This is a genomic window from Georgenia phoenicis, assembly GCF_047302425.1.
In the GTDB taxonomy this organism is placed as follows: domain Bacteria; phylum Actinomycetota; class Actinomycetes; order Actinomycetales; family Actinomycetaceae; genus Oceanitalea.
The window spans coordinates 1,143,590-1,170,468 of the sequence record NZ_CP154855.1; the positions used below are offsets into that span (position 1 = coordinate 1,143,590).

Here is a 26,879-nt window from a genome sequence, read left to right on the forward strand (position 1 = left end):
CGCTCAGCTGCCGAGAGCGATACCGAGCTCGCGGGCCAGCGCCGGCAGCAGGGCCATGGCGTCCTCCTCGGCGACCCGCGCGCCGCGCAGCCCGCCGGCGCCGCCGACGCCGTCGAGGCGGCAACCGCGCAGCTGGACGTCGCTGCAGCGCAGGCCGGCCAGCTGGGCACCGCTGAGCACGCAGTCCTCGAGGAGCACCCCGTCCATGACGGTGTCGGTGAAGGTGGCCTCGGACAGGTCGCAGCCTCGCAGGACGACCCCGCGCAGCTGGACGCCGTGCCACGTGGTCAGCCGGGCCTGGACACCCTCGAGGAGGACAGCGCCCAGCCGCACCCGGGTGAGCATGGCCCCGGTCATCCGCCCCTCGCGCAGCGAGCAGCGCAGCAGGGAGCCGCCGCGCCACACGAGGTTGGCGAGGTCCGCGCCGTCGAGGCGGCAGTCGGCGAGCGTCACCCGCTCCCACTGCCCGCCACCCGCGCGCACGCGGGACAGGTCGCTGCCCTCGACCTGGGCCTCCCACAGCTCGGGCACGACGGCGCCGGTGAGGTCGACGCCCGCCGTGGTCGCGGCGTTGAGCGCGGTGAGGTCGCCCGGCTCGAGGTGCGGGGGCACGTCCGGCTCGGGGACGGCCCGGCCCCGCCGCCTCACGGCCGCCCGATCCGGGCGGTGCGGGCGCCGGTGAGGGCGACGAGGTCCGCCGGGGCGAGCTCGACGTCGGCCCCGCGGCGGCCGGCGCTCACCAGCACGGTCGGGTGCGCGAGGGCGGAGTCGTCGAGGACGGTGGGGAGCCGGCGGCGCTGCCCGAGCGGGGAGATGCCGCCGACGACGTAGCCCGTGGCCCGCTCCGCCGCGGCGGGCTCGGCCATGACGGCGCGCTTGCCGCCGACGGCGGCCGCGAGCGCCTTGAGGTCGAGCTCGCCGGTCACGGGCACGACGGCGACGACGAGACTCCCGTCGACCTCGGCGAGCAGGGTCTTGAGCACGCGGGCCGGGTCGACGCCCAGGGCCTGGGCGGCCTCCATCCCGAAGGAGAGCTCGCTGCGGGGGTCGTGGACGTACTCGCGCACCGTGTGGGCCACCCCGGCGTCCTGCAGGACCCGCAGCGCGGGCGTGCCGGCCGGCGTCGCGCGGCGGCTCACCGCGGCCCCACGTCGAGCACCCGGACGACGGCGCCCTGCGCGGCGTCGCTCGCGTCGAGGTCGACCGTGGCCCACACGCCCCAGTCGTGCTCGCCCTCGGGGTCGTCGAGGGTCTGGCGCACGAGCCACAGGCGGCCGTCGCCAGCCAGGGCGAGGGCGGCGTCGTCGTCCTCGGGCAGGCCGGCGCGGAGGAGGTCCTCGCGCGAGGGCCGCTCCTCGACGGTGACGAGCGAGGCGGCGCGGGCGGCGACGTCGGTGCCGAGCCAGTCGTAGTCCTGCCAGTACGGGTCCATCGCCTGCGCCCAGCGCTCGGCGTCCCAGCCGTCGGCGGCGTGCATGGCGCCGAGCGGCTCGTAGTGCTCGCGCGCCAGCAGCTCGACCCGGTTGAACAGGGCCTTGCGGACCGCCACCCGGAAGGCGTGGCGGTTGCGGGTGAAGGCGAGCTCGCCGTCGTCGTCCTCGCCGAAGCGGCGCTCGGCGGCGTCGGCGGTGTCCGGGGCCGGCTCGGCGGCTCCGGAGAGCGACTCCCACTCGTCGAGGAGGCTGGAGTCGATCGAGCGGATGTGCTCGCCGAGCCAGCCGATGATCTCCTCGACCTCCTCGGTGCGGGCGCGCTCGGGCACCACCTGGCGCAGCGCCCGGTAGGCGTCGGTGAGGTAGCGCAGGACCACGCCCTCGCTGCGCCCGAGGTCGTAGCGGGAGACGAGCTCGGAGAAGGTCATCGCGTTCTCGACCATCTCGCGCACCACGGACTTGGGCTTGAGCTCGTAGTCCGCGACCCACGGGTTGGTCTGCCGGTAGGTGGCCAGGGCCGGCTCCAGCACCTCGGCGAGCGGGCGCGGCCAGGTGATCTCCTCCAGCGCCTCCATGCGCTCCTCGTACTCCATGCCCTCGGCCTTCATCGCGCCGATCGCCTCGCCGCGCGCGTGGCGCTGCTGCCCGTACAGGAGCGGGCGGGGGTCCTCGAGGGTGGCCTCGATGACGGAGACGACGTCGAGGGCGAAGTCGGGGGACTCCTCGTCCAGGAGGTCGATCGCCGCGAGCGCGAAGGGGGACAGCGGCGCGTTGAGCGCGAACTCGCGCGGCAGGTCGACGGTGAGGTGGACGTAGGGCTCGCCCGGGTGGGCGCGGCGCCAGGCGGCGTCCCGGTGCTCGAGCACCCCTGCCGTGCGCAGGGAGCGGTAGATCTCCGCGGCCCGGCGCAGGTGCGGGTTCCACGGCGTGGGCGGCTCGTGGTTCTCGGTGAGCAGCCGGTACATCGCCCGGACCGGGTCCCCCGGGCGGGCGAGGACCGACAGGACCATCGTGTGCGTGACCGCGAACTGGCTGGTCAGCGGCTCGGGCTCGGCGTCGCGCAGGCGCTCGAAGGTCTTGTCGGTCCAGTTGACGACGCCGACCGGCGCCTTCTTCCGGACGATCTTGCGGCGCTTCTTCTCGTCGTCGCCCGCCTTGGCCAGGGCCTTGGCATTCTCGATGACGTGCTCGGGCGCCTGGACGACGACCTCACCGGTGGTGTCGTACCCCGCCCGGCCCGCGCGCCCGGCGATCTGGTGGAACTCCCGCGCCGTGAGGTGGCGGGAGCGCTCGCCGTCGAACTTCGTCAGCGAGGTGAGGACGACGGTGCGGATCGGCACGTTGATCCCGACCCCGAGGGTGTCGGTGCCGCAGACGACGGCGAGCAGCCCGGCCTGGGTGAGGCGCTCGACCAGCCGCCGGTAGCGCGGGAGCATGCCGGCGTGGTGGACGCCGATCCCCAGGCGCAGCAGACGGGACAGGGTCTGGCCGAAGCCCTTGGCGAAGCGGAAGTCGCCGATCGCCGTCGCGATCTCGGCGCGGCGCTCGCGGGAGGCGATGTTCACGGAGGTGAGGGACTGCGCGCGCTCGACGGCGTCCTTCTGCGCGAAGTGGACGACGTAGACGGGGGAGCGGCCCTGCTCGACGAGCCGCTGGAGGAGGTCCTGGATCGGCTCGAGGGAGTAGTCGAAGGTCAGCGGGACGGGGCGCTCGGCGCCGGCGACGACGGCGACCTCCCGGCCCGTGCGCTCGCGCAGGTCCCGCTCGAAGAAGCTGACATCCCCGAGCGTGCCGGACATGAGGACGAACTGGGTGCCCGTCAGCTCGAGGAGGGGCACCTGCCAGGCCCAGCCGCGCTGCGGGTCGGCGTAGAAGTGGAACTCGTCCATGACGACGACGCCCACGTCCATCGCCGCGCCCTCGCGCAGCGCCTGGTTGGCGAGGATCTCCGCGGTGCAGCAAATGATCGGCGCGTCCGGGTTGATCGCGGAGTCGCCGGTGACCATGCCGACGTTGTGCGAGCCGAAGAGGTCGACGAGGTCGAAGAACTTCTCGCTCACCAGGGCCTTGAGCGGGGCCGTGTAGTAGGTGCGCTCCCCGCGGGCGAGGGCGACGGTGTGCGCCGCGAGCGCGATCATCGTCTTCCCCGAGCCGGTGGGGGTGGAGACGATGACGTGGGAGCCGGTGGTGAGCTCGAGCAGCGCCTCCTCCTGGTGGGGGTAGAGCGCGCGACCGGTGCCCTCGGCCCAGGTGGTGAAGCCCTCGTAGAGGGCGTCGGGATCCAGGTCGGCGCCCGGGGCCGCCTCGTCCTCGAGGCGGTCCAGCAGGGCGTTGAGCTCGTGGGTGGTCACGCCCGCCAGTCTCGCAGAGAGGGCCGACACGGCTCGCGGCGCGGACGGCCGGCCTCGCGGCCGCGCGGTGCCCGTAGCGTGTGCTCGCCCCTGACACCCCTCGAGGACGGACCGCATGACCCAGGACACGGCGCTGCGCGCCTACGCCGGCACGCGACGGGCCGGGTACACCGGCTTCGTCGTCCAGGCGATCATCAACAACCTCGCGCCGCTGCTCTTCGTCACCTTCCACACCCAGCTCGACGTCCCCGTCGCCCAGCTCGGCCTGCTCGCCGCGCTCAACTTCGGGGTCCAGCTGCTCACCGACCTCGTGGCGATGTTCTTCGTCGACCGGGTCGGCTACCGCCGCCCGATCGTCGCCGCGCACGTGCTGGCCGCCGTCGGGCTCGTGCTCCTGGCGGTCCTGCCCGGAGCGCTCGGTGACCCGTTCCTGGGCCTGTGCATCGCCGTCGCCGTCTACGCGGTGGGTGGCGGCCTGCTCGAGGTGCTCGTCAGCCCGATCATCGAGCACCTGCCGACCGCCGCGGAGGAGAAGGCGGCGGGCATGGCCTTCCTCCACTCCTTCTACTGCTGGGGCCAGCTCGCGACGGTCGTCGTCAGCACCGTGGTCATCGGCGCGGTGGGCACCGAGAGCTGGGCGGTGCTGCCGCTCGTGTGGGCGGTGGTGCCGCTCGTCAACACGGTCGTCTTCGCGCGGGTGCCGCTGCCGGAGACGGTTCCCGAGGAGCACCGCACCTCGGTGCGCGGGCTGCTCGGCACGCCGCTGTTCCTCGCGGCGCTCGTCCTCATGATGACCGGCGGCGCGGCCGAGCTGACGATGGTCCAGTGGTCCTCCTTCTTCGCCGAGCACAGCCTCGGGGTGAGTAAGGAGCTCGGTGACCTCCTCGGCCCGGGCCTGTTCGCGCTCCTCATGGGGATCGGCCGCTTCTCCTACGGCATGTGGGGCCAGCGGCTGGACCTGCGCCGCACCCTGGCGGTCATGAGCCTGGGGGCGGGGGTCTGCTACGTCGTCGCGGCCACGAGCAGCGTCGCCGTCGTCAGCCTCCTCGCCTGCGCGCTCTGCGGGTTCATGATCAGCCTCCTGTGGCCGGGCACCTTCTCGCTCACCTCCGCCCGCTTCCCCTACGGCGGCGCGGCGATGTTCGCCGTCCTCGCCCTCGCGGGGGACGCCGGCGGCACCGCCGGGCCGGCCGCCGTCGGTGGGCTCGCCGAGTCCGCGGGCGGGAGCCTGGGCTGGCTCGCCGGCCTGCTCCCCGACGACGGCGGGTCGGGTCTGCGGACCGCGCTCCTCCTCGCCGCGGTCGTGCCGCTCGTCTTCTCCTTCACCGTCCTGCGCTTCCGCCCGGAGCGGGAGGCCGTGGCGGGCTGAGCCCGGCGGCGCGTGTCGGTGGTCACTCCTAGGCTCGGGAGCGAGGCCACTGACCTGAGGGGGCAGCCATGGCGACGACGACCGGTCGCGACTTCCCGGAGCGCATCTTCGCGCTCTGCCAGCCGGGCGGGGCCGCGGCCTCGCTCTTCGAGCCGGGGCAGGTGGTGACGGCCGCGACGGTGAAGCGCTTCTACGCCACCGAGGAGGACGTCGCGCGCACCGTCGCGGCGCTGACCGATGCCGGTTTCGAGGTGCTCCACAGCTCCCGGCTGCTCGTCAACGTCGCCGGGCCGCCGGAGCTCTTCGAGGGGGTGTTCGGGCGGCGGCTGGTCACGCAGGAGCGGGAGGTGGTCAAGCCGGGGTCCGTGCGGGACACCGGCACCTTCATCGACTGCGAGGGCAGCCGGCTGCCCGGGCTGGTGGAGACCGCGGGCTCGGCGCTCGCGGGCGTCGTCGCCGGGGTGGCGATCGAGGAGCCGTACTACCCGGCGTCCGTGCCGGCGGCCGACCCGCCGGCGGCCGACTACTGGCACCTCACGCTGCCCGAGCAGCTCGCCACCGCGTTGCGTGCCGACGCCCCGCACGCGGAGGGCCTGGCCGGCGAGGGCGTGCGGGTGGCGATGGTGGACACCGGCTTCCAGGCCCACCCCTTCTTCACCTCCCGCGGCTACCGGGTGGAGCCCACCGTCCTGGGACCCGGCACCGCCGACCCCGAGGTGGACGAGAACGGCCACGGCACCGGGGAGGCGGCCAACGTCTTCGCCGCCGCACCCGCGGCCACGCTGCTGCCGGTCAAGGCCGCCACCGCCTCCGGCGCGCTCGTCAACGTCACCGCCGCCTTCACCGCGGCCGTGGCGCTCGGCCCGCAGGTCGTCACCAACAGCTGGGGGTCGAACCAGCCGGAGCCGCCGCTCAGCGCGGCGAACCAGGCGCTCGCGGCGGCGGTCGCGGCGGCGGTGGCCGACGGCGTCGTCGTCGTCTTCTCCGCGGGCAACGGCTCCTGGGGCTTCCCGGGGCAGCACCCCGACGTCATCTCCGCCGGCGGGGTCTACCAGGGGCGCGACGGCGGCCTGCGCGCCTCGGACTACTCCAGCGGCTTCGTCTCGCGGGTCTACCCCGGCCGGCGGGTGCCGGACGTCAGCGGGCTCGTCGGCCTGCTGCCCGCGGCGATGTACCTCATGCTCCCCGTGCCGCCCGGCAGCGCCATCGACCGCGGCAACGCCGGCGGCGCCCATCCCGAGGGTGACGAGACCACGCCCGACGACGGGTGGGCCGCCTTCAGCGGCACCTCCGCCGCCGCTCCCCAGGTGGCCGGCGTGTGCGCCCTGCTCGCGCAGGCGGCGCCCGGCACCCCGCCCGAGCGGGTGCGGGAGGTGCTCGCCGCCACCGCCCGGGACGTCACCGTCGGCACCAACCATCCCGAGTTCGGCGAGCCGGCCGGGCCGGGGCCGGACCTCGCCACCGGGCCGGGGCTCGTGGACGCGGCCGCGGCCGTCGCCGGGGTGGGCGCTGGAGGCGGCTCCGGGGCGGAGTCCGCTGTGGCGCTCGTCATGCTGCGCTCGGCGGCGGGGGAGGAGCCGGCCGCCTTCACCGCGGCCACGAGCAGCGAGTGGGCGCCCGCCACCGGGACGGTGCGGGAGGTGTCCGCGGCGCTCGCGCGGGCCGGCTTCGCGGTGGGGCCGGCGGCCGGCCCGACCCTCTCGATCGCCGCGCCACCGGCCGTGTTCGCGCGGGTCTTCGCCGCCCAGCCGGTGCGCGCGGAGGACGGCGGGTGGACGAGCGAGCGGGGTGACTCGCTGCCCCTCGACCGGCTGCCCGAGCAGCTGAGGGAGGTGGTGCGCGCCGTCGTCCTCGAGCGGCCGAGCGAGCTCCACACCGGCCCGTGAACGGCGTGGTCCCGCGCGCCGTCGTGCGCTGCGGGGAGTACCGTGCCCGGGTCGCGTCGCCCGCCCGGGTGGCCACCGCACTCCTGGAGTAGAACGTGGACTCGCTCAACAGCGTCCTGGGGGACATCAGCAACGGCCTGTACACCTACGTGCTCGTCGCGCTGCTCGTCGGGGCGGGTCTGTACTTCACCATCCGCACACGGGCGGTCCAGGCGCGGCTCTTCCCGCGGATGATCGGGGTCATCGCCCGGTCGCGCGGCGAGAGCCACGGCGGCATCAGCTCCTTCCAGGCCTTCGCGATCGGGCTCAGCTCGCGCGTGGGCACCGGCAACATCGCCGGTGTGGCGATCGCGCTGGCCCTCGGCGGCCCTGGCGCGATCTTCTGGATGTGGATGGTCGCGCTCGTCGGCATGGCCACCGCCTTCATCGAGGCGACCCTCGCCCAGATGTACAAGGTGCGCTGGCGCGACGGCACCTTCCGCGGCGGGCCGGCCTTCTACATCCAGCGGGGCCTGGGCTCCCGCGCCTGGGGCGCGGTCTTCGCCGTCCTGCTCATCTTCGTCTTCGGCTTCGCGTTCGAGATGGTGCAGGCGAACACGATCGCCGCGACCCTCGACTCCGGCCACGGGGTCCCGGCGTGGGTCTCCGCCGTCCTGCTCGTCCTGCTCACCGCGCCCGTCGTCTTCGGCGGCATCCGGGCGGTCGCGCGGGTCGCCGAGCTGATGGCGCCGCTCATGGCCGTCGTCTACGTCCTCATCGCGCTCGCGGTCATCGTCCTCAACCTCGGGGCGCTGCCGGAGGCGTTCGGCATGATCATCCGGGGCGCCTTCGGGCTGGACGAGGCGCTCGCCGGCACCGGCGGCGGCCTGCTCGCCGCCGTCCTCAACGGCGCCCGTCGCGGCCTGTTCTCCAACGAGGCCGGCATGGGCTCGGCGCCCAACGCCGCCGCCACCGCCACCGTGCGCCACCCGGCGCAGCAGGGGCTCATCCAGTCCCTCGGCGTCTTCGTCGACACGATCGTCGTCTGCTCGGCGACGGCCCTCATCGTCCTGCTCGCCGGGCCCACCATCTACACGCCGGGGGAGACCACCGAGGAGCAGGGTGCCGCCCTCACGCAGACGGCCGCGGCCGCGTCGCTCGGGGACTGGGTGACGCTGCCGATGACGATCCTCATCTTCGTCTTCGCGTTCTCCTCGATCCTCGGCAACTTCTCCTACGCCGAGGTCAACGTCGACTTCCTCACCCGCCGCCGCTGGGCGCCGCTCGCGCTGCGCACGCTCGTCACCCTCGCTGTCCTCGTCGGCGCGCTCGCCGAGCTCTCCCTCGTGTGGACGGTGGCGGACATCGCCATGGGGCTCATGGCGATCGTCAACCTCGTCGCGATCCTGCTCCTCGGGAAGTGGGCGCTGGGCGCGCTGCGCGACTTCGAGCAGTTACGCAAGGGCAAGACGCGAGTCTTCCTCGGGCGGGGCAACCCGCTGCTCCCCGGGGACCTGCCCGGCGACGTATGGGTCTCGCGGGAGGAGACGCCGACGGCGGACCGGGTCGGCTAGGCCGGCTTCATCGTCGCGAGCTGGATGAGGTTGCCGCACGTGTCGTCGAGGACGGCGACGACGACGGGCCCGAAGTCCGTCGCCTCCTGGGTGAACTGCACGCCCAGGGCCTTGAGCCGCTCGACCTCGGCGTGGACGTCGTCGACGGTGAACTGTGTCCACGGGATCCCGTCGGCGACGAGCGCCTCCTTGAAGGTCCTCGCCGCCGGGTGGCCGTCCGGCTCGAGGAGCACCTCGACGCCGTCGGGGTCGGCGGGGGAGACGACGGTGAGCCAGCGGGCCTCGCCCGCGGGGACGTCAGTCTTCTTCATGAAGCCGAGCTTCTCGGTGTAGAACTCCAGGGCCTTGGCCTGGTCGTCGACCAGCACGCTGGTCACTGTCACGCGGATCATGGGGCCGGTTCCTCTCGGGTGGGCCAGCGCTCGGCGATCGAGCGCAGCGGCCGGGTGTCGATGTGGTGGAACTTGTAGCGGCCCTCCCGCCGGGTGCGGAGCAGACCCGCGTCCTCCAGCACCGCGAGGTGCTGGGAGATGGCCTGCCGCGAGGAGGTCGAGCCGTGCTTCATGGCCAACCGGCCGCAGATCTCGAAGAGGGTCTGCCCGTCATGCTCGGTCAGCTCGTCGAGGATCGTGCGCCGGGTGGCGTCACTGATCGCCCTGAACAGGACGGCGTCGTCGTCCATGTCGACCTTTATAGGCAAGTGGTTACTTGCCTGTCAAGACCTCTGGGCGAGGTGGGCGTGCGCTGCTGCCTCGGCCAGGCGGCGGCCGACGGCGACGGCGTCGTCCGGGGCGCCGCGCAGGAAGCTGGCGAGCGTCCCGTTGTAGACGAGGAGGACCTCGTCGGCCAGCTCCTGCGCCTTCGTGCCGGCGAGCGGGTGGGCGAGGTGGAGGAGCCGCTCGGCGAGCATGGCAGTGTTGGCCGCCACGGCGTCGGCGATCTCGCCCTCTGTCGCGGTGTGCTCTGCGGCGGTGGCGAGGAAGCCGCACCAGCGGGTCGTGCGGTCCTCGCGGTAGGCCGCGAGGGCGTCGAAGAGGGCGAGGAGGCGCGACTCGTCGTCGCTCGCCGCGAGGACGTGCGCGTCCCACACCCGCTGCCAGTCGGTGAGGCGGCGGGTCGGTGCTCGTCGGCGTACTCCTCGGTGCGACGTCTGCGGTTCTCGCCTTCCCGGTCGCCGGTGCGGTCGGCGTGGTCGCGACCCTCGTCGTCGTCATGCAGCGGGAGCGACGCACGGCAGCGACGGTGAGCTGATCAGGGGCCCAGGGTGCGCACCGCGTCGAGGGTGTCGGCCTCGGCGGGAGTCTTGTCGTCGCGGTAGCGCAGGACGCGCGCGAAGCGCAGCGCGACGCCGCCCGGGTAGCGGGGGGAGCGTTGCACGCCGTCGATGGCGATCTCGACGACCTGCTCGGGCCGGACGTGGACGACGTGGCCCTCGCGGTGCGTCTCGAGCTCGAGGAAGCGCTCGGTCTGCCACTCGAGCATCTCGTCGGTCATGCCCTTGAAGGTCTTGCCGAGCATGACGAAGCCCTCGCCGTCGCGGGCGCCGAGGTGGATGTTGGACAGCTTGCCCTGGCGCCGGCCGCTGCCCCACTCGACGGCGAGGACGACGAGGTCGAGGGTGTGGCGCGGCTTGACCTTGACCCACGCGGCGCCGCGGCGCCCGGCGTCGTAGGGCGCCGTGAGGTCCTTGAGGACGAGGCCCTCGTGACCGAGCTCGAGGATCTCGCGGAAGAAGGCGTCTAGCTCGGCCTGGTCCGCGGTGACCCGGCGGGGGACGAGCGCGGAGGCGGGGACGACCTCCTCCAGCGCGGCGAGGCGCTCGCGGGCGGGCGCAGTGACGAGCGTCGTCCCGTCGCGGTGGAGGAGGTCGAAGAAGAAGACCGTGAGCGGGGTGGTGCCGGCGGCACCGTCGTGACTCCCGGTGCGTGAGGCCGTCTCCTGGAAGGGGCGCGGGCGGCCAGACGGGCCGAGGGCGATCGCCTCGCCGTCGAGGATGAGCTCCTCGGCCGGCAGGGCGCGCACGACGTCGACGATCTCCGGGACTCGCTCGGTGATGTCGTCCAGCGAGCGGGTGAAGACGGCGACCTCGTCGCCGGACTTGTGGACCTGGACCCGGATCCCGTCGATCTTGCCGTCGGCGGCGACGGGGGTGTCGCCGTCGTCGTCGCGGAGCTTGGCGAGCGCGGCGGCGAGGTCGGGGGCGGCGGAGGCGAGCATGGGGCGGACGGGCTGGAGCACCGCGGGGCGGAAGTCCTCGAGCGCGTCGACGCCGCCGGTGAGGGCAGCGCGGGCGACCGGTCCGGTGAACGCGCTGAACATCGCGGCGCGGCGGACGGCGGCGACCGGCACGGCGGTGGCGTCGGCGATCGCCTCGATGAGGAGGGAGTCGAGCGCGCCCTGGCGCACCTCGCCGAGGATGAGGGCGCGCAGGAAGAGCTGCTCGGGCTCGGTGAGGGCGCCGAAGAGGTCCGCGACGGCGGTGGCGCGGCCGGCCTGGGACCCGGTACCGGCGAGGGCGGAGACCGCCTCGAGCTGCGCGTCGACGTCGGTGGGCGTGAGGGCGGGAGCCGGTGCGGGGTCTGGGAGCTGGGCGAGGCTGCGCCAGCCGACACCGGTGCGGCGCTGGCGCACGCGGCCGGAGAGGTAGGTGGCGACGACGTCGATCTCGTCCTGCTCGGCCTCCCGCAGCGTGGCCGCGAGCAGGGCGCGCTTCTCCAGCCGGGAGCGCGTGGCGGCGAGGGCCGTGGAGGTCCCGGCGAGGCGCGCGAAGAGCATGCGCCGAGTGTGGCAGCGCGGTGCGGTGGGGGCGCGCGGTGTCGGTTGAAGCGCGACGTCGTCAGTGCGCTGTCGGCGATAACTCGGCTGTCGGCGGTAACTCGGCTGTGGGCGGTAACTCGGCTGTGGGCGGTAACTCGGCTGTCGCCGGTAACTCGGCTGTCGGCAATAGCTCTCCTGTCGCGAGAGTGGAGTTGTTACTCGGCGTCTGCGTAGGACTTCACGACGGAGACGTCGAGGGGGAAGTCGATGGGGAAGTCGCCGAAGAGGAGGCGGCCGGCGCCGGCGGCGGACTCGCGGACTGCGGCGGCGACGTCGTCGGCCATCGCCGCGGGTGTGTGGACGATGACCTCGTCGTGGAGGAAGAAGACGAGGTGCGGGCTGTGGCCTGCACCGCCGGCGCCGCCGATCACCCGTAGGCGGGCGCGCAGGTCGGCGAGCCAGCACAGCGCCCACTCCGCGGCGGTGCCCTGGACGACGAAGTTGCGGGTGAAGCGGCCCCAGTCGCGGGCCAGGCGGCGGGCGCGCCGGCGGTCGTCGTCGGTCGCCTCGCCCTCGTGCTGCCGGTCCTGCACCGCCTTCCAGGCCGGTGGGGGAGTGGGAGAGGTGCGGCCCAGCCAGGTGCGGACGGTGCCGCCCACCTCCCCGCGCATCGCGGCGCCCTCGACGACGGCGGTGGCCCGTGGGAAGGCACGCAGCAGTCGCGGCGCGAGGTCGCCCGCGGCCCCGGTGGTCGCGCCGTACAGTGCGCCGAGCATCGCGACCTTCGCGTGGGCGCGGGTGTCGATGACGCCCTGGTCGACGAGCCCCTGGTAGAGGTCGCCACCGCGTGCGGCCCGCGCCATCGCCTCGTCGCGGGCCATCGCGGCGAGGACGCGCGGCTCGAGCTGGGCGACGTCGGCGACGACGAGCGTCCAGCCCGGGTCCGCGACGACGGCCCCGCGCACCTGCTTGGGCAGCTGCAGCGCCCCGCCGCCGCGGGTGGCCCAGCGGCCGGTGACGACGCCGCCCGGCACGTAGTCCGGGTGGAAGCGCTCGCGCCCCGCGCCCGGGGGACCGGGACGCACCCACTCGTCGGCCCAGACCCAGCCGTTGGCGCTGTGCAGCCGCGACAGCTTCTTGTACTCGAGCAGCGGCGGGACGACGGGGTGGTCGACCTGCTCGAACTCCCACTTGCGGGTGGTCTGCACGGAGATCCCCGCGCTGTGGAGCGCGCGCAGCAGCGCCTGCCCCGAGTCCGGGTTGAGCTTCGGTGCGTCGAGCGCGCGGCGGACGTCCTCGGCGAGCGCCTCGAGCACCGGCGGCCGCGCGCCGAGCGGCGGGCGCGGGCCGAGGACCTCGGTGAGCAGCTGGTCGTGGGCGGCGCGGTCCCAGGGCAGGCCGTCGTGGCGCATCTCGGCCGCCACCAGTGCCCCGGCGGACTCGGCGGCGAGCAGCGTGGCGAGCCGGCCGGGCTCCGTGCTCGCCGAGACGGCCTCCCGCTGGCGCAGCCGCTCGGCGAGCACCTCCTCGGCGGGCAGGGTGAGGGACTCGAAGAGAGTGGGTGGGGCGTCGGGCCGGTCCTCCGGCTCCTCGACGTCGTCCCACAGGTCCGACGGCGGCGGTGCATCGACCGCACGGCGCAGGATCGTGCGGCACAGGCGCAGGTCGAAGCAGCGCTCCACCCGCACGCCGGCGCGCAGCAGCCGGGCGTAGGTGGTTGCGGTGTCGGCCCACACCCAGCGTGGGCGCGAGGCGGCCTCGAGCTCGGCCACCCGGGCGGCCAGCCCGTCGGCGGGCACGACGGACGAGGCCGGGGCGGCGCCGTCGTCGAGGACGGTGAGCCGGACCCCGTCCGCCTCCTCGGCCACGACGATCTCCACGCACCCGAGCCTACGGTGGCCTGCCGACGCTCGACGCCGCGTGACGCACACGTCAGTCGCTGCTGTATGGTCAGCGTGTGCTGACCATTGCCTCGCGGCTGGACGTGATGAACCGGCTGGGCCGCGCCATGGCCGACTCGACCCGCTCACGGATTCTCATGACCCTCCTCGAGGGCCCGAGCTACCCGGCGGTCCTCGCCCGGGACCTGGGCCTGACCCGGTCGAACGTGTCGAACCACCTCACCTGCCTGCGGGACTGCGGCATCGTCGTCGCCGAGCCGGAGGGCCGCCAGACGCGCTACGAGATCGCCGACCCTCACCTCGCGGCGGCGATGACCGCGCTGGTCGAGGTGACGCTGGCCGTCGACGAGGACGCCCCCTGCGTCGATGCCACGTGCACAGTGCCCGGCTGCTGCTCGAACGCGACCGTGGCATGAGCGCCACCACCCAGGCCCCCGTCGAGCAGCACGAGACCGAGGACGAGCACGACGCTCCCTGGTGGCGTGACCGTGCCGTCATGGTCCCCGTCGCCTCGGGCGTCGCCTTCGTCGCCGGGGTGGCCGCCGAGTGGTCCGGCGCCCCGACGGCGGCGCTGGTGCTGTTCTGGGTCGGCCTGCTGCTCGGTGCCTCCACGTTCGTCCCCGGCGCGCTGCGCAAGCTCGCCGCGGGCAGGCTCGGGGTCGCCCTGCTCATGACGATGAGCGCCACCGGCGCCGTCATCCTCGGCCATGTGGGGGAGGCCGCAGCCCTGGCCTTCCTCTACTCCATCGCCGAGGCGCTGGAGGACAGGGCGATGGACCGCGCACGCGCCGGCCTGCGTGCGCTGCTCAGGCTCGTGCCCGAGACCGCCACCGTCCTCGACGACGGCGAGTCCCTCACCGTCCCGGCACGCGACCTCGCCCCCGGGCAGGTCATGGTCATCAGGCCCGGGGAGCGCATCGCCACCGACGGCATCGTGCGCACCGGGCACAGCAGCCTGGACACCTCGGCGATCACCGGTGAGTCCATTCCCGTCGAGGTCGGGCCGGGCGAGGCGGTGTCCGCCGGGGCGATCAACACCACGGGGGTTCTGCAGGTGGAGGCCACCGCGGCCGGCACCGACAACTCCCTCACCACGATCGTTGGTCTGGTCGAGCGGGCCCAGGCCGAGAAGGGGCACCGAGCCAGGCTGGCCGACCGCATCGCCCGGCCGCTGGTACCCGGCGTCCTGGTCCTGGCCGTGCTCGTCGCCGTCATCGGCTCCCTGGCCGGTGACCCGCAGACCTGGATCACCCGTGCCCTGGTGGTCCTCGTTGCTGCCTCGCCGTGCGCGCTGGCGATCGCGGTGCCCATCACCGTGGTCTCCGCGGTCGGCTCGGCCAGCAGGTTCGGCGTCATCATCAAGAGCGGGGCCGTCTTCGAGAGGTTCGGGGACATCCGGCACGTCGCCCTCGACAAGACCGGGACCCTCACGAGGAACCGGCCCACCGTCACCGCCGTCGTCCCCGCCGCCGACGTCACCGAGGAGCAGGTCCTGGCCTGGGCCGCCGCCCTCGAGCAGCACAGCACCCACCCGGTCGCCGCCGCGATCACCCAGGCCGCGCCCGCAACCCCCGCCGGCGAGGGCATCACCGAGGAAGCCGGTCACGGCATCCGTGGCGCCGTCGACGGCGCACTCGTGCAGGTCGGCAGCCCCCGCTGGGTCGAGCCCGGCGCCCTCACGGAGCGCGTCCGTGACCTCGAGGCCCAGGGCATGACCGTCGTCGTCGTCCACCGTGACGGCACGGTCGCCGGGGTGGTCGGCGTGCGTGACGAGCTGCGCCCCGAGGTTCCCCAGGTCGTCGAGACTCTGGCCGGCCGCGGCATCGGCGTCACGATGCTCACCGGGGACAACGAGCGCACCGCGCGTGCCCTCGCCGCGCAGGCCGGCATCGACGACGTGCGCGCGGAGCTGCGCCCCGAGGACAAGTCGGCCGCCGTGCGCCAGCTCAGCGCCCACCGGCCCACCGCGATGATCGGCGACGGCATCAACGACGCCCCCGCGCTGGCCGCGGCCGACGTCGGGATCGCCATGGGAACGACCGGCTCCGACGCCGCCATCGAGTCCGCCGACATCGCCTTCACCGGCCAGGACCTGCGCCTCCTGCCCCAGGCCGTCGCCCACGCCCGGCGCGGCCGGCGCATCGTCAACCAGAACATCGCCCTGTCGCTGGTCATCATCGCCGTTCTCCCACCGCTGGCGATCACCGGGGTCCTCGGCCTCGCCGCCGTCGTGCTCGTCCACGAGGTCGCGGAGGTCCTGGTCATCCTCAACGGTCTGCGCGCGGCACGGACCCGCCACGCCAGCACGCCAGGACATCCGCGCGACTAGGGTGTGCCGCATGCTGCAGCGGCGCTTCCTCCAGGTGGACGTGTTCGGGGCCGAGCCCTACGAGGGCAACCCGGTCGCCGTCGTCGTCGACGGGGAGGGCCTGTCCACCGCGCAGATGCAGCGTTTCGCGGCATGGACGAACCTGTCCGAGACCACCTTCCTCCTCCCGCCCACCGACCCCGCGGCGGACTACCGGGTGCGGATCTTCACCCCCGGCACCGAGCTGCCCTTCGCGGGCCACCCGACCCTCGGCTCCGCCCACGCGTGGCTCGCCTCCGGTGGGACGCCGACGGCGGCCGGCCGCCTGGTCCAGGAGTGCGGCGTCGGGCTCGTCGAGCTGCGCGAGTCGGGCGGCCGCTGGTCCTTCGCCGCGCCCGCGCTGCGCCGCTACGAGGCGCCCGACGACGAGACCCTCACCCGCGCCACCGCCGCACTCGGTGTGGACCCGGGTGACGTCGTCGACGCGTCCTGGCTCGACAACGGCCCGCCCTGGCTGGCGCTGCGGCTGCGCTCGCGGGAGGCCGTCCTCGCCGTCGCGCCCCGCTACGACCGCTTCGGCGACCTCCACCTCGGCGTCGTCGCGGCACCCGGCAGCGACGGGACCACCGTCGAGGTCCGCGCCTTCGGCGCCGACTTCACCGAGGACCCGGTCACCGGGAGCCTCAACGCCGGCCTCGCGCAGTGGCTCACCGACACCGGCGTGGTCAGCGCCCCGTACGTCGCCGCGCAGGGCACCGCGCTCGGCCGCGCCGGCCGGGTCCACGTCACCGCCCCCGACGGCGCACTGTGGGTGGGCGGACGGACGACGACGGCGATCGCCGGCACCGTCGCGCTCTGAGGTAGGGGGTAGACCGTGGACTCCTGGCCGCTGTGGGTGCAGTGGGTGGTGCTGCTCGTCGTCGGGGGGACCTTCCTCGCCAGCTCCTGGTGGCTGGCGCTCGCCCGAGCCCGAGCCGCCGGCGTCGAGCCCGCGACGTGGGGTGAGAGGACCCGGACGCTCGTCGGGGCGCTGCGCCTGGCCGACTGGGCGGTGCTCGTCCTCCTCGTCGTGTTCCTCGTCCCGCTCGTGGTCCGGACCGTCGCGCTCTGAACTCAGCGCCGCCGCAGCGCCTTGTCCACCTCGACGACGGCGAACACCACCACCCCGACGCCCAGCGGCACCAGCCAGTCGGTGAGCCCCACCGCGGTGGAGCCGAAGGCCGTGTGCATGAAGGGCGCATAGACGAAGAGCAGCTGCAGCGCGAGCATGACGGCCACGCACACCCATGACACCGGGTTGGTCGTGAGGAGCTCGCGGCGCAGGCTCGTGGTGCGGCTGAAGCGGCTGGCGAAGAGGTAGCAGATCTGCGCGACGACGAGCGTGTTGACGGCGACCGTCCGCGACTCCGCCACGCCGCGCCCGGCCTCCTGGCCGAGGAGGAAGACCGCGATCGTCGCGCCGCCGATGAGCACCGAGACGTAACCGATCCGCAGCAGTCCCGAACGCGGCAGGATCGAGCCACCCGGCGTGCGCGGCGGCCGGCTCATGATGTCCGGCTCCGAGGGCTCGAAGGCCAGCGCGAGCGCGAGGGTGACCGCGGTGATCGTGTTGACCCACAGCACCTGGACCGGCGTGAGCGGCAGCGTGAGCCCGAGGACGACGGCGACGAGGATGACCAGCCCCTGCGCGCCGTTCGTCGGCAGGATGAAGACGATCGCCTTGCGGAGGTTGTCGTAGATCGTGCGGCCCATCTCGACGGCCGACTCGATCGAGGCGAAGTTGTCGTCGGCGAGGACGATGTCGGCCGCCTCCTTCGTCGCCTCCGTCCCCTTGATCCCCATGGCGACCCCGACGTCGGCCCGCTTGAGCGACGGCGCGTCGTTGACGCCGTCGCCGGTCATCGACACGACCTCCCCGTTCGCCTGCAGCGCCTGGACGAGACGGAGCTTGTGCTCGGGGCTCGTGCGGGCGAAGACGTCGTGCTCGGTGGCGAGGGTGCGCAGCTCCTTGTCGGTGGCTGTCTCGAGCTCGGCGCCGGTGACGGTCGAGTCCCCGATCCCCATCTCCCGCGCGATGGCGGTGGCGGTGCCGGCGTGGTCGCCGGTGATCATCTTGACGCGGATGCCGGCCCGCCGGCAGGCGCGGATCGCGGCGACGGCCTCCTCGCGCGGCGGGTCGATGATGCCGTAGAGACCGAGGAGGACGAAGCCGCCGGCGTCGACGTCCTCGGTGCTCACCGAGGTGGCGCCGTCGTCGGCGCGGCGGGCGGCGGCGGCCAGCACCCGCAGCCCGCGGGCGCCGAGCTCGTCGATCTGAGCCTCCCAGAACGCCCGGTCCAGCGGTGCGGTGTCCTCCGGCCCGGTGCCCTGGGAGTCGCAGCGGTCCAGCAGCCGGTCCGGCGCGCCCTTGAGGTGGATGACCGTGCCGTGCGCGGTGCGGTCCAGGGTGGCCATGTACTTGTAGGCGGAGTCGAAGGGGACGGCGTCCAGCCGCGCGTCGTCGTCGCCGTCCACGCCGGCCTTGAGCGCGAAGGTGCGCAGCCCGCCGTCGGTCGGCTCACCGGACAGCACCCACTCCTGACCGCGCCGGGAGACGGTCGAGTCGTTGGCTCGGGCCGCCACCTCGGCGAGGGCGAGGACGCCCGGGTGCTGCGCCGTCGTCGGCGGCTCGCCGGCCGGGAGGATCTCGCCCTCGGGCGCGTACCCGGTGCCCGTGACGTCGAAGCTGCCGGCGGGCGTGACGACCGTGCGGACTGTCATCTCGTTGCGGGTGAGCGTGCCGGTCTTGTCGCTGCAGATGACGGTGACCGAGCCGAGGGTCTCCACCGAGCCCATCCGCCGGGTGATCGCGTTGCGCCGTGCCATCGTCTGCACGCCCAGGGCGAGGGTGATGGTGAGGACGGCGGGCAGGCCCTCGGGGATCGCGGCGACCGCGAAGCCGATCGCCGCGAGGGTGAGCTCGCCGAGCGTGTAGTCGTACAGCAGCGCGCCCAGCCCGAACATCACCACGGCGAGCACGACGACGACGAGCGAGAGCGCCCGCCCGAAGGCGTTCATCTGCCGGATCAGCGGCGTCTCGAGGGACTCGACCTCCTCGAGCAGCGTCGTGATGTGCCCGATCTCCGTGTCCTGCCCCGTGGCCGTGACGACCCCGGCGCCCGAGCCCGCGGCGACGACGGTGCCCGAGAAGGCCATCGAGGTGCGGTCCCCGATGCCCGCGTCCGGGGCGACAGGGTCGGTGTCCTTGTCCACCGGAACCGACTCACCGGTGAGCGCCGACTCCTCGATGCGCAGCGTGCTCGCGCGGGTGAGCCGGACGTCGGCGGGCACTCGGTCCCCCGAGGACAGGCGCACGAGGTCGCCGGGGACGAGGTCCTCGGCGGGGACGGTCTGCCACGCGGCGTCGCGCCGCACCTGCGCGTCCAGCGAGAGCATCTGACGGATGCCCTCGAGGGCGTCCTCCGCCCGGCCCTCCTGGACGTAGCCGATGACAGCGTTGACGAGGACGACGGCGGCGATGACGATCGTGTCGACCCACTCGCCGAGCAGCGCGGTGAGCACAGCGGCGGCGATGAGCACGTAGATCATCGGGTCGCGGAACTGGCGCAGCAGCCGCCGCAGCGCGGACTCACGCTCCGGCTCGGGCAGGCGGTTGGCGCCGTGCCGCTCGAGACGGGCGGCGGCCTCCTCGCGGCTCAGTCCCTGGTCCCCGGTGCCGAGCTCGGCGAGGACGTCGACGACGGCGCGGGCGTGGGCGGGAGCGGCTTCGGTGGGTGGCGTCATGGTCCCTGTCGCATCGGCGAGGCGGTACGGCCATTCTCGACCCCGCTCCTGGTCTCCGCCTGGGCCCTGTGTCGCTCATCGGTGTGCGCGACTGCACAGCGGGCAAACTTGCACGGCGTGCATCGACAACTGAGACTCGACCGTATGTCCGAATCGACCGGCCGGCGCGAGGTCAACAAGGCGCGTACACGCCTGGCCCTCGTCGACGCCGCTCGCGAGCTGGCCCGTGAACGCGGGCTCGACGACGTGACGGCCGAGGACATCGCCGACCGGGCCGGTGTCTCCCGGCGCACCTTCTTCAACTACTTCTCGGGCCTCGAGGCGGTGGTCGCGGCGGGGCTGGCCGAGCCGCTCGAGCGGATGGCCGACGCGCTGCGCCGCCGCCCTGCGGAGGAGGAGCCGCTCGTCGCCATCGCCGCGGCGCTGCGCGAGGAGCCGCTCGGGGCGGAGATCCTCCTCGGCTGGCTTCCCACGACGCCGGGCAGCTCGCTGCGCGGCCGCGAGCTCCAGCTGCGCGTGTGGCAGCACCACGAGGACTGGCTCGTCGACGTCCTTCGTGACCGCATGGGGGAGGGCGACGACCTGCGCGTCCACTCCCTCGCGACGGCCGTCATGGCCCTGTTCGAGACGGTGCAACGGACCTGGCTGCCGACCGCCGTCGGCCGCGACCCGGACGACGCCGTCGCCGCCTTCAACGACACGCTCCTGCGGGTCCTCGCCCACGCGGACTCCGGCTGGCGCCGGCCCGCTTCCTGACGTCCCCTTTCTCCCAGCACCACCACACCCCGGAAGGAACCCCTGTGGCCTCACTCCTGCACCGCCTCGGACGATGGAGCGCCCAGCGTCGCTGGGCCACCGTCATCACGTGGCTCGTCGTCATCGCGCTCGCCGCCACCGGCGCGGCGACGCTCAGCGAGCCGCTGAGCGACGAGTTCACCATCCCCGGCAGCCGGTTCCAGGAGGTGCTCGACGACCTCCAGGAGGAGATCCCCGAGGCTGCCGCGGGCATCGGCACCGTGACCTTCTCCACCGAGGACGGCTTCACCGACGAGCAGCGCGCAGCCGTCGCCGACGTCACCGAGCAGTGGAGCGAGCTCGAGGGCGTCGTCGGCTCGATGGACCCCTTTGCCACCCAGGAGCAGCTCGAGGGCGGCCTCGACGAGATCGAGGCCGGCCGCGCCGAGCTCGAGGCGGGCCGTGAGCAGCTCGAGGCGGGACGCGCCGAGCTGGAGGCCGGTCGCGCGCAGCTCGAGGCCGGCGAGGCGGAGCTCGCCGCGGGCCGCGAGCAACTCGAGGCCCAACGCGCCGAGCTCGCGGCCTCCGCGGGCATGATGCCCCCGGCCATGGCCGCCGCGGCCGAGCAGCAGCTCGCCGCCGCCGAGGCCGAGCTCACCGCAGGCGAGGAGCAGCTGGCCGCCAGCCGCGCCGAGCTCGAGGCCGGTGAGGAGGAGCTCGCTGCCGCCGAGGCGGAGCTCACAGCGGGGGAGACCCAGCTCGACCAGGGCGAGCGCCTCGCCCAGCTCACCGAGGGGCTGCGCCAGGTCTCCGAGGACGGCACCGTCGCCATGACGCAGGTGCAGTTCGAGTCCTCCGGCGGCCAGCTCGACCCCGACGTCACCGCCGAGGTCCAGGAGATCGGCAACACGCTCACCGACGAGGACATCGAGGTGAACTACAGCGCCGAGATCGTCTCGGACATCTCCTCCATCCTCGGCCCGGCCGAGGTCGTGGGTGTCGTCGTCGCCGTCGTCGTCCTCCTCGTCCTGCTCGGCTCTCTCCTCGCCGCCGGCCTGCCGCTGCTCACCGCCCTCGTCGGCGTGGGCGTCGGCGTCGGCGCCTCCCTCGCGCTCAGCGGCGTCGTCGACATGACGAGCGTGACCCCCGCCCTGGCACTCATGCTCGGCATGGCGGTCGGCATCGACTACTCCCTGTTCATCCTCAACCGCCACCGCATGCAGCTGGCCGAGGGCATGGGCGTGCGCGAGTCCATCGCCCTCGCCACCGGCACCGCAGGCAACGCGGTGACTTTCGCCGGCGCGACCGTCGTCATCGCCCTCGCGGCACTCGGCCTCACCGGCATCCCCTTCCTCGCCGTCATGGGCTACGTCGCGGCGGGCACCGTCGTCGTCGCCGTGCTCGCGGCGGTCACGCTCACCCCGGCGCTGCTGTCCTTCCTCGGGGAGCGGGTGCTGCCCGCCAAGCAGCGCAAGCGCCTCGAGCGCAAGAACGAGGCCGACTCCCGCGGCTGGGCCTACAAGGTGCAGCAGCACCCGTGGCTGGCGATCCTCGGCGTCGTCGCCATCACCGGCCTGCTCGCGATCCCCGCGACGCAGCTGCGCCTGGGCCTGCCCGACGGCAGCCAGGAAGCGGCCGACTCGACCGCCTACCGGACCTACGACCTCATCCGCGACAACTTCGGCGCGGGCGCCAACGGCCCCATCATCGGCGTCGCCACGCTCGACGAGCCGATGACGGACGAGGCGGCCCTCACCGAGGTCCAGCTCGACATCGCCGAGGACCTCCTCGCCGTCGACGGCGTCCAGTACGTCGTGCCCTTCGGGATGAGCGAGGACGGCGACACCCTCGCCTTCCAGGTCATGCCCGCCGACGGCCCCTCCGAGGAGTCGACGGTCGCGCTGGTCAACACGCTCCTGGACGGCGAGGCCGCGCTCGGCGACGCGCACGGCGTCACGATGGGCTACACCGGGCAGACGGTCGCGAACATCGACATCTCCGACCAGCTGGCCGACGCGCTGCCGATCTACCTCGTCGTCGTCGTCGGGCTCTCGCTCGTCCTCCTGCTCCTCGTGTTCCGCTCGATCTGGGTGCCGCTGCTCGCCTCGGCGGGCTTCCTCCTCACGGTGGTCGCCTCCTTCGGTGCCGTCACCGCGGTGTACCAGCTGGGCCACCTCGCGGGGATCTTCGGAGTCAACGAGCCGGGCCCGATCCTCAGCTTCCTGCCGGTCCTCCTCATCGGGGTGCTCTTCGGGCTGGCGATGGACTACCAGGTCTTCCTCGTATCCGGCATGCGGGAGGCGCACGTCCACGGCGCCGACGCGCGGGTGTCGGTCGTGCGCGGCTTCAACCAGAGCGCACGCGTGGTGACGGCCGCGGCGATCATCATGATCTCCGTCTTCGGCGGCTTCATCTTCGCCCACCTGGCGATGATCCGGCCGATCGGCTTCGGCCTCGCCTTCGGCGTGCTCATCGACGCCTTCCTCGTCCGGATGACCCTGACCCCGGCGGTGCTCAGCCTGCTCGGGGAGAAGGCGTGGTGGCTGCCGCGCTGGATGGACAAGGTCCTGCCGAACGTCGACGTCGAGGGCGCCAAGCTCGAGCGTCAGGTGGCCCGCGAGCCCGCGGACGCCTGAGGCCAGCGGCCGGCGCTCCCTCACCCGGGGCGCCGGCCGCGCCATCCGCGGGGAGCCTGCGGCCGACTGGTCCTCCCCTCCGATATCCTGCAACCTCGGACGTGCGGCGGTGCGGCACCTGTCCGGTCGACATAGCTGGGCGGGCGACGGTGCTGCTCCAGACCCTTCGGCGGGCAGGAGAACCATGGGAGCGACGGTGCGAGACGTCGCCAGGCTCGCCGGCGTCTCGCCCAAGACGGTGTCGAACGTCGTCAACGACCACCCGCACGTCCGTCCGAGTACCCGCGCCCGCGTGCAGTCCGCCATCGACGCCCTCGGCTACCGGCCGAACGTCTCGGCCCAGGGCCTGCGCTCGGGCCGCACGGGAGTCATCGGGCTGGCGATCCCCGCGCTGCGGGAGAACTACTTCGCCGAGCTGGCCGACTCGGTGATCCGTGCGGCGGAGCGGCACGGCCTCGGCGTGCTGGTCGAGCAGACCAACGGGGATCGCGAGACCGAGCTCGTCGCCGTCTCCGGAGGTCGGCGCCGGCTCACCGACGGGCTCCTGCTCAGCCCGGTGGGCCTCGGTCAGCGCGACGCGCACCTGCTCCACGTCTCCTTCCCCCTGGTCCTGCTGGGTGAGCGGATCTTCGGCGGGCCGACCGACCACGTGACGATGCACAACACCTCGGCGGCGGAGGCCGCTGTTGCGCACCTGCTGGAGATCGGCCGGCGCAGGATCGCGGTCATCGGCGCGAGTGACGCCGACCCGGAGGACACGAGCTCGGCGAGCCTGCGCGTCCGCGGCTACCGCCGGGCGCTCGAGGCGGCCGGGGTGGCGTTCGACCCCGACCTGGTCCGGACGAGTCGCTCCTGGAGCCGCGAGGCGGGCGCGGCCGCCACGCGCGCGCTGGTGGCCGACGGCACTCCCTTCGACGCGATCTTCGCGCTCAACGACACACTCGGTCTCGGCGTGCTGCGGGCGCTGGGGGAGGAGAGGCTCCGGGTGCCCGAGGACGTCGCCGTCATCGGGTTCGACAACATCGAGGAGGCGCGCTTCGCTGTCCCGTCGCTCTCCAGCGTCGACACGGGCCGGGACGAGATCGCCTCGGTCGCGGTCGACCTGCTGGTGGAGCGGATCGCGGCGAAGGGTGGCGTGCGCCCACCCCGGATGGTCAAGCCCGACTTCGCCGTCGTCCAGCGGGAGTCGACGGTCCGCACCGAGCGCTGAGCTCGCGGGCACAGACGCGCCGGGGGCGCGGGCGCGGTCGCGCCCGCCTGTCATCTCCCGAAAGACCCTTGACAGGTATCGGCCGGGGGCGGCACCATTGCTGAGCAACCCGATTACCACGTTGTAAAAGCGCTGGCAGAAGGGTTACAACGTCGGCATCGGGGGATGCCGCTGGTCGGGCGTCAAGGATGCGTCTGACTGTCGCGCACAGGAGCGCGTCATGCGGTCACCTCAACAGGAGGAGCACGCAGTGAATGTCTCAGCTCAAGGGCACCGCCGCAGACCGGGAGGTCGGCGACTGGTGGCTGTCACAGCAAGCGCGGCGATGGCGCTGACCGGCGTCGTCGCCCTGTCCTCGGCCGCGCAGGCCGACGAACCATGGGCCGACGTCGACGACGACGGCTTCGTCACCTTCCGGGTCCCCGTCGACGAGGTCGAGGAGACCGTCGGACAGGACGTGCGACAGGTAGTAGCCGAGGGCAACTTCGGACCGTCCGCCAACTGGGCGGAGTTCGGGCTGTCGATCTCCGGAGACGTCGCCACCGGCGTCCTCGGACCGCTCGAGCCCGGCCTGTACTACTACCAGATCACGGCGGACGACCACCTCACGGTCAAGGACCCCACCAATCCCACGAGCGTGGCCTCCGAACCGGAGTGGAGCACCTTCTTCGTCCCCGGCGAGGGCGCTGAGCTGCTCGCCGACGCAGCCGCCGAGGCCCGGGGAGAGCTCCGCGAGCTCAGCTACCGCAGCACCGTCGCCCGCGAGCAGCGCACGCTGCTCGCCTGGACGCCACCGGACTACGACCCCGACCGGGCCGAGCCCTACCCCGTCCTGTACCTCCAGCACGGCGGCGGCCAGAGCTACCGCGACTGGACCGAGGTCGGGCGAGCGGCCCAGATCCTCGACAACCTCTACGCGGAGGGAAGGACCCAGCCCTTCGTAGCCGTCATGGGCAACGGCAACGTCCCCGACTTCACCGAGGAGCTCCTCCGGCACATCGTGCCGACGGCGGAGCGGTACCTCAACGTGACCGACGACCCGGCCCAGCGCGCACTGGCGGGCCTGTCGATGGGCGGCGGGCAGACCTTCGACGTCCTCACCTCCGAGCCCGGGGCCTTCGCCTACGTCGGGACCTTCGGCGCCGGGCTCTTCAACGGGCTCGACGACCTCCCGGCCGAGGAGATCAACGCCGGGACCGAGGTCTTCCGGCTGTACGTCGGCAACCCGACGGACGCCGCCTACAACCACGTCCACGACGCGCTCGCGAAGTTCGACGCGGCCGGCGTGGACTACCAGTTCGACGGCGCGAACCCGGACCACGGCCACAACTGGGACGCGTGGCAGGACAACCTCGTGGACTTCGCCCAGCGACTCTTCCAGGACGGTCCGCCGCCGGGGATGAGTCCCGGGCACACCGCCATCGACGAGCCGTTCCAGACCCCGCCCTCGGGTACCACACCCACCCCGTGGGTCAGCGAGGACGGCTTCGTCACCTTCGAGACCTCGACGGAGTTCGCCGACGCCGAGCACGTGACCGTCTGGGCGAACTGGGGCGCCAGTCACCTGTGGACCCGGGTGGAGCTCTCCAAGGCCGGCGACCGGTGGCGCGGGACGGTGGGGACGCTCGAGCCCGGGTGGTACCACTACCGGCTCATCGTGGACATGGAGGCCACGAAGGACACGAACAACCCGACGAGCGTGACGAGCGAGCCCACGTGGAGCCAGTTCTTCGTGCCCGGCGAGAGCGCCCGGCTGGTCACCCCGGTGCCCGAGGGTGAGGGCGGCGAGGTCCAGGAGCTGACGTACTGGAGCGACGTCGCGGGCGCGTCCCGGACCGCGCTGGTCTGGACCCCGCCCGGCTACGACCCCGAGCGCGCGGAGCCCTACCCGGTCTTCTTCCTCCAGCACGGGAGCGGGCAGAGCTACACGGACTGGCTCGAGATGGGGCAGGCGAAGAACATCCTCGACAACCACCTGCGTGACGGGAACCTCGAGCCGATGGTCGTCGTCATGGGGAACGGGAACGTTCCCGACTTCACCACCGAGCTGATGGAGCACATCGTCCCGGCCACGGAGGACGCGTTCCACGTCTCCTCCGACCCGCGGCAGCGTGCCCTGGCCGGTCTGTCGATGGGTGGCGGCCACACGCTCGGTGTGCTGGCGGCCCGGCCCGGGGAGTTCGCGTACATCGGGGCCTTCTCCGCGGGCTTCCGCGGGACGCCCGCGGGCCTGGACCCCGAGGCGATCAACGAGGGGACCACGCTGCTGCGGCTCTACCACGGCAACAGGTCCGACTTCACCTACGACTCCTTCCGCACCATGCTCGCCCGCTTCGACGAGCTCGGGATCGACTACGAGTTCGACGGCTGGTTCGAGGGGCCGCACGGCTGGGACACGTGGCAGCACGCGCTCAGCGACTTCGCCCCCCGGCTGTTCAGCGAGGCCACGGCAGTGGACGAGGAGGGGATCCCGGTCGAGGCCACGATCCCCGAGGAGGCCGACGGCCACCTGGCGCTCACCGTGGCGGGCGACGGCACCCCGGTCGTGCTCAGCGAGCCGGTCAACGCGGGCGACCGGCTGCTGCTCACGGGTGAGCTGCCCGCCATCACGGTCACCGATTCCCGCAACGACACGCAGGCCGGCGGTACCGGCTGGGCACTGTCCGGTGAGGCGTCGGCGCTGACCGACGCCCGGCAGCGGATCGAGGCCGGGAACCTGGGCTGGACCCCGGAGCTCCTGGAGCCCCGGGAGGGCGTCACGGCCGGTGCACCGGTGGCCCCGCTGCTCAGCGGCGGCGCCGGCCTGGCCGCACCGCAGCGCCTCGCCGAGGCGTCGGCGGAGGGGCGGTTCGGCTCGACCCGCGTCACCGCCGACCTGCGCCTCGAGGTGCCGGTCGACACCGCGGCGGGAACCTACGACGGCACGGTGACCGTGTCGCTGTTCCCGGTGGACTGAT

Annotated in this window: 21 protein-coding genes; 12 read left to right on the plus strand and 9 right to left on the minus strand. The window is 73.5% G+C overall.

The features are described 5' to 3' along the window. Window positions 1-3: 3 nt before the first annotated feature. The 3 genes from AA0005_RS05555 to AA0005_RS05565 are packed head-to-tail and all read right to left on the minus strand — an operon-like array spanning window position 4 to window position 3,784. A complete protein-coding gene (locus AA0005_RS05555) occupies window positions 4-648 on the minus strand; it encodes a pentapeptide repeat-containing protein (protein ID WP_413452413.1) in 645 nt (214 codons plus the stop codon). Then, entirely contained in the window at window positions 645-1,139 is a 495-nt protein-coding gene (gene ybaK / locus AA0005_RS05560) for a Cys-tRNA(Pro) deacylase (protein WP_413452414.1), read from the minus strand. The genes AA0005_RS05555 and ybaK overlap by 4 nt, the downstream gene beginning before the upstream one ends. Then, window positions 1,136-3,784, minus strand: a complete 2,649-nt coding sequence (locus AA0005_RS05565; RefSeq protein ID WP_413452415.1) for a DEAD/DEAH box helicase — start codon at window positions 3,782-3,784, stop codon at window positions 1,136-1,138. The genes ybaK and AA0005_RS05565 overlap by 4 nt, the downstream gene beginning before the upstream one ends. Before the next feature lie 115 nt (window positions 3,785-3,899). Between AA0005_RS05565 and AA0005_RS05570 the strand changes: the two genes are divergently transcribed. From AA0005_RS05570 to AA0005_RS05580, 3 genes are all read left to right on the plus strand, one after another. Continuing rightward, a complete protein-coding gene (locus AA0005_RS05570; protein ID WP_413452416.1) occupies window positions 3,900-5,153 on the plus strand; it encodes an MFS transporter in 1,254 nt (417 codons plus the stop codon). Between the two features lie 68 nt (window positions 5,154-5,221). Beyond that, on the plus strand, window positions 5,222-7,039 hold the full coding sequence (locus AA0005_RS05575) for a S8 family serine peptidase (RefSeq protein WP_413452417.1): 1,818 nt from the start codon (window positions 5,222-5,224) through the stop codon (window positions 7,037-7,039). 95 nt (window positions 7,040-7,134) lie between these two features. Then, the gene (locus tag AA0005_RS05580; protein WP_413452418.1) at window positions 7,135-8,592 is read left to right on the plus strand and encodes an alanine/glycine:cation symporter family protein; all 1,458 of its coding nucleotides are present in this window, start codon (window positions 7,135-7,137) and stop codon (window positions 8,590-8,592) included. On the opposite strand, the gene AA0005_RS05585 is transcribed toward AA0005_RS05580, so the two are convergent. The 3 genes from AA0005_RS05585 to AA0005_RS05595 are packed head-to-tail and all read right to left on the minus strand — an operon-like array spanning window position 8,589 to window position 9,682. Next, the gene (locus AA0005_RS05585; protein ID WP_413452419.1) at window positions 8,589-8,984 is read right to left on the minus strand and encodes a VOC family protein; all 396 of its coding nucleotides are present in this window, start codon (window positions 8,982-8,984) and stop codon (window positions 8,589-8,591) included. The genes AA0005_RS05580 and AA0005_RS05585 overlap by 4 nt on opposite strands. Further along, a complete protein-coding gene (locus AA0005_RS05590) occupies window positions 8,981-9,274 on the minus strand; it encodes an ArsR/SmtB family transcription factor (protein ID WP_413452420.1) in 294 nt (97 codons plus the stop codon). Before AA0005_RS05590 ends, AA0005_RS05585 begins: the two co-directional genes overlap by 4 nt. 33 nt (window positions 9,275-9,307) lie before the next feature. After that, a complete protein-coding gene (locus AA0005_RS05595; protein ID WP_413452421.1) occupies window positions 9,308-9,682 on the minus strand; it encodes a hypothetical protein in 375 nt (124 codons plus the stop codon). 29 nt (window positions 9,683-9,711) lie between these two features. Here AA0005_RS05595 and AA0005_RS05600 point away from each other — a divergent pair, with 29 nt between their 5' ends. After that, on the plus strand, window positions 9,712-9,843 hold the full coding sequence (locus AA0005_RS05600; RefSeq protein ID WP_413452422.1) for a hypothetical protein: 132 nt from the start codon (window positions 9,712-9,714) through the stop codon (window positions 9,841-9,843). Here the strand turns inward: AA0005_RS05600 and AA0005_RS05605 are convergent, their stop codons facing one another. Then, window positions 9,844-11,367 (minus strand): ATP-dependent DNA ligase, encoded by a 1,524-nt coding sequence (locus AA0005_RS05605; RefSeq protein WP_413452423.1) that lies wholly within the window; start codon window positions 11,365-11,367, stop codon window positions 9,844-9,846. 197 nt (window positions 11,368-11,564) lie between these two features. Next, the gene (locus AA0005_RS05610) at window positions 11,565-13,229 is read right to left on the minus strand and encodes a bifunctional 3'-5' exonuclease/DNA polymerase (RefSeq protein ID WP_413452424.1); all 1,665 of its coding nucleotides are present in this window, start codon (window positions 13,227-13,229) and stop codon (window positions 11,565-11,567) included. A 77-nt stretch (window positions 13,230-13,306) separates the two neighbouring features. On the opposite strand from AA0005_RS05610, the gene cmtR reads away from it, so the two are divergent. The 4 genes from cmtR to AA0005_RS05630 are packed head-to-tail and all read left to right on the plus strand — an operon-like array spanning window position 13,307 to window position 16,669. Continuing rightward, on the plus strand, window positions 13,307-13,666 hold the full coding sequence (gene cmtR / locus AA0005_RS05615; RefSeq protein WP_413452425.1) for a Cd(II)/Pb(II)-sensing metalloregulatory transcriptional regulator CmtR: 360 nt from the start codon (window positions 13,307-13,309) through the stop codon (window positions 13,664-13,666). After that, window positions 13,663-15,579 carry a heavy metal translocating P-type ATPase gene (locus AA0005_RS05620; RefSeq protein ID WP_413452426.1) on the plus strand — a complete coding sequence of 639 codons (1,917 nt, stop codon included), beginning with the start codon at window positions 13,663-13,665 and terminating at the stop codon, window positions 15,577-15,579. Before cmtR ends, AA0005_RS05620 begins: the two co-directional genes overlap by 4 nt. 10 nt (window positions 15,580-15,589) lie before the next feature. Next, a complete protein-coding gene (locus tag AA0005_RS05625; protein ID WP_413452427.1) occupies window positions 15,590-16,417 on the plus strand; it encodes a PhzF family phenazine biosynthesis protein in 828 nt (275 codons plus the stop codon). Window positions 16,418-16,432: 15 nt separating this feature from the next. After that, on the plus strand, window positions 16,433-16,669 hold the full coding sequence (locus AA0005_RS05630) for a hypothetical protein (RefSeq protein WP_413452428.1): 237 nt from the start codon (window positions 16,433-16,435) through the stop codon (window positions 16,667-16,669). A gap of 2 nt (window positions 16,670-16,671) precedes the next feature. Here the strand turns inward: AA0005_RS05630 and AA0005_RS05635 are convergent, their stop codons facing one another. Next, window positions 16,672-19,341 carry an HAD-IC family P-type ATPase gene (locus AA0005_RS05635; protein WP_413452429.1) on the minus strand — a complete coding sequence of 890 codons (2,670 nt, stop codon included), beginning with the start codon at window positions 19,339-19,341 and terminating at the stop codon, window positions 16,672-16,674. Window positions 19,342-19,485: 144 nt separating this feature from the next. Here AA0005_RS05635 and AA0005_RS05640 point away from each other — a divergent pair, with 144 nt between their 5' ends. The 4 genes from AA0005_RS05640 (at window position 19,486) to AA0005_RS05655 (ending at window position 26,878) form a co-directional block, all read left to right on the plus strand. Beyond that, on the plus strand, window positions 19,486-20,097 hold the full coding sequence (locus AA0005_RS05640) for a TetR/AcrR family transcriptional regulator (protein ID WP_413452430.1): 612 nt from the start codon (window positions 19,486-19,488) through the stop codon (window positions 20,095-20,097). A 44-nt stretch (window positions 20,098-20,141) separates the two neighbouring features. Then, window positions 20,142-22,712 (plus strand): MMPL family transporter, encoded by a 2,571-nt coding sequence (locus AA0005_RS05645; protein ID WP_413452431.1) that lies wholly within the window; start codon window positions 20,142-20,144, stop codon window positions 22,710-22,712. Between the two features lie 184 nt (window positions 22,713-22,896). Beyond that, window positions 22,897-23,922, plus strand: a complete 1,026-nt coding sequence (locus AA0005_RS05650; protein ID WP_413452432.1) for a LacI family DNA-binding transcriptional regulator — start codon at window positions 22,897-22,899, stop codon at window positions 23,920-23,922. 301 nt (window positions 23,923-24,223) lie between these two features. After that, window positions 24,224-26,878, plus strand: coding sequence for an alpha/beta hydrolase-fold protein (locus AA0005_RS05655; protein ID WP_413452433.1), 2,655 nt, complete (start codon window positions 24,224-24,226; stop codon window positions 26,876-26,878). Window position 26,879 lies beyond the last annotated feature (1 nt).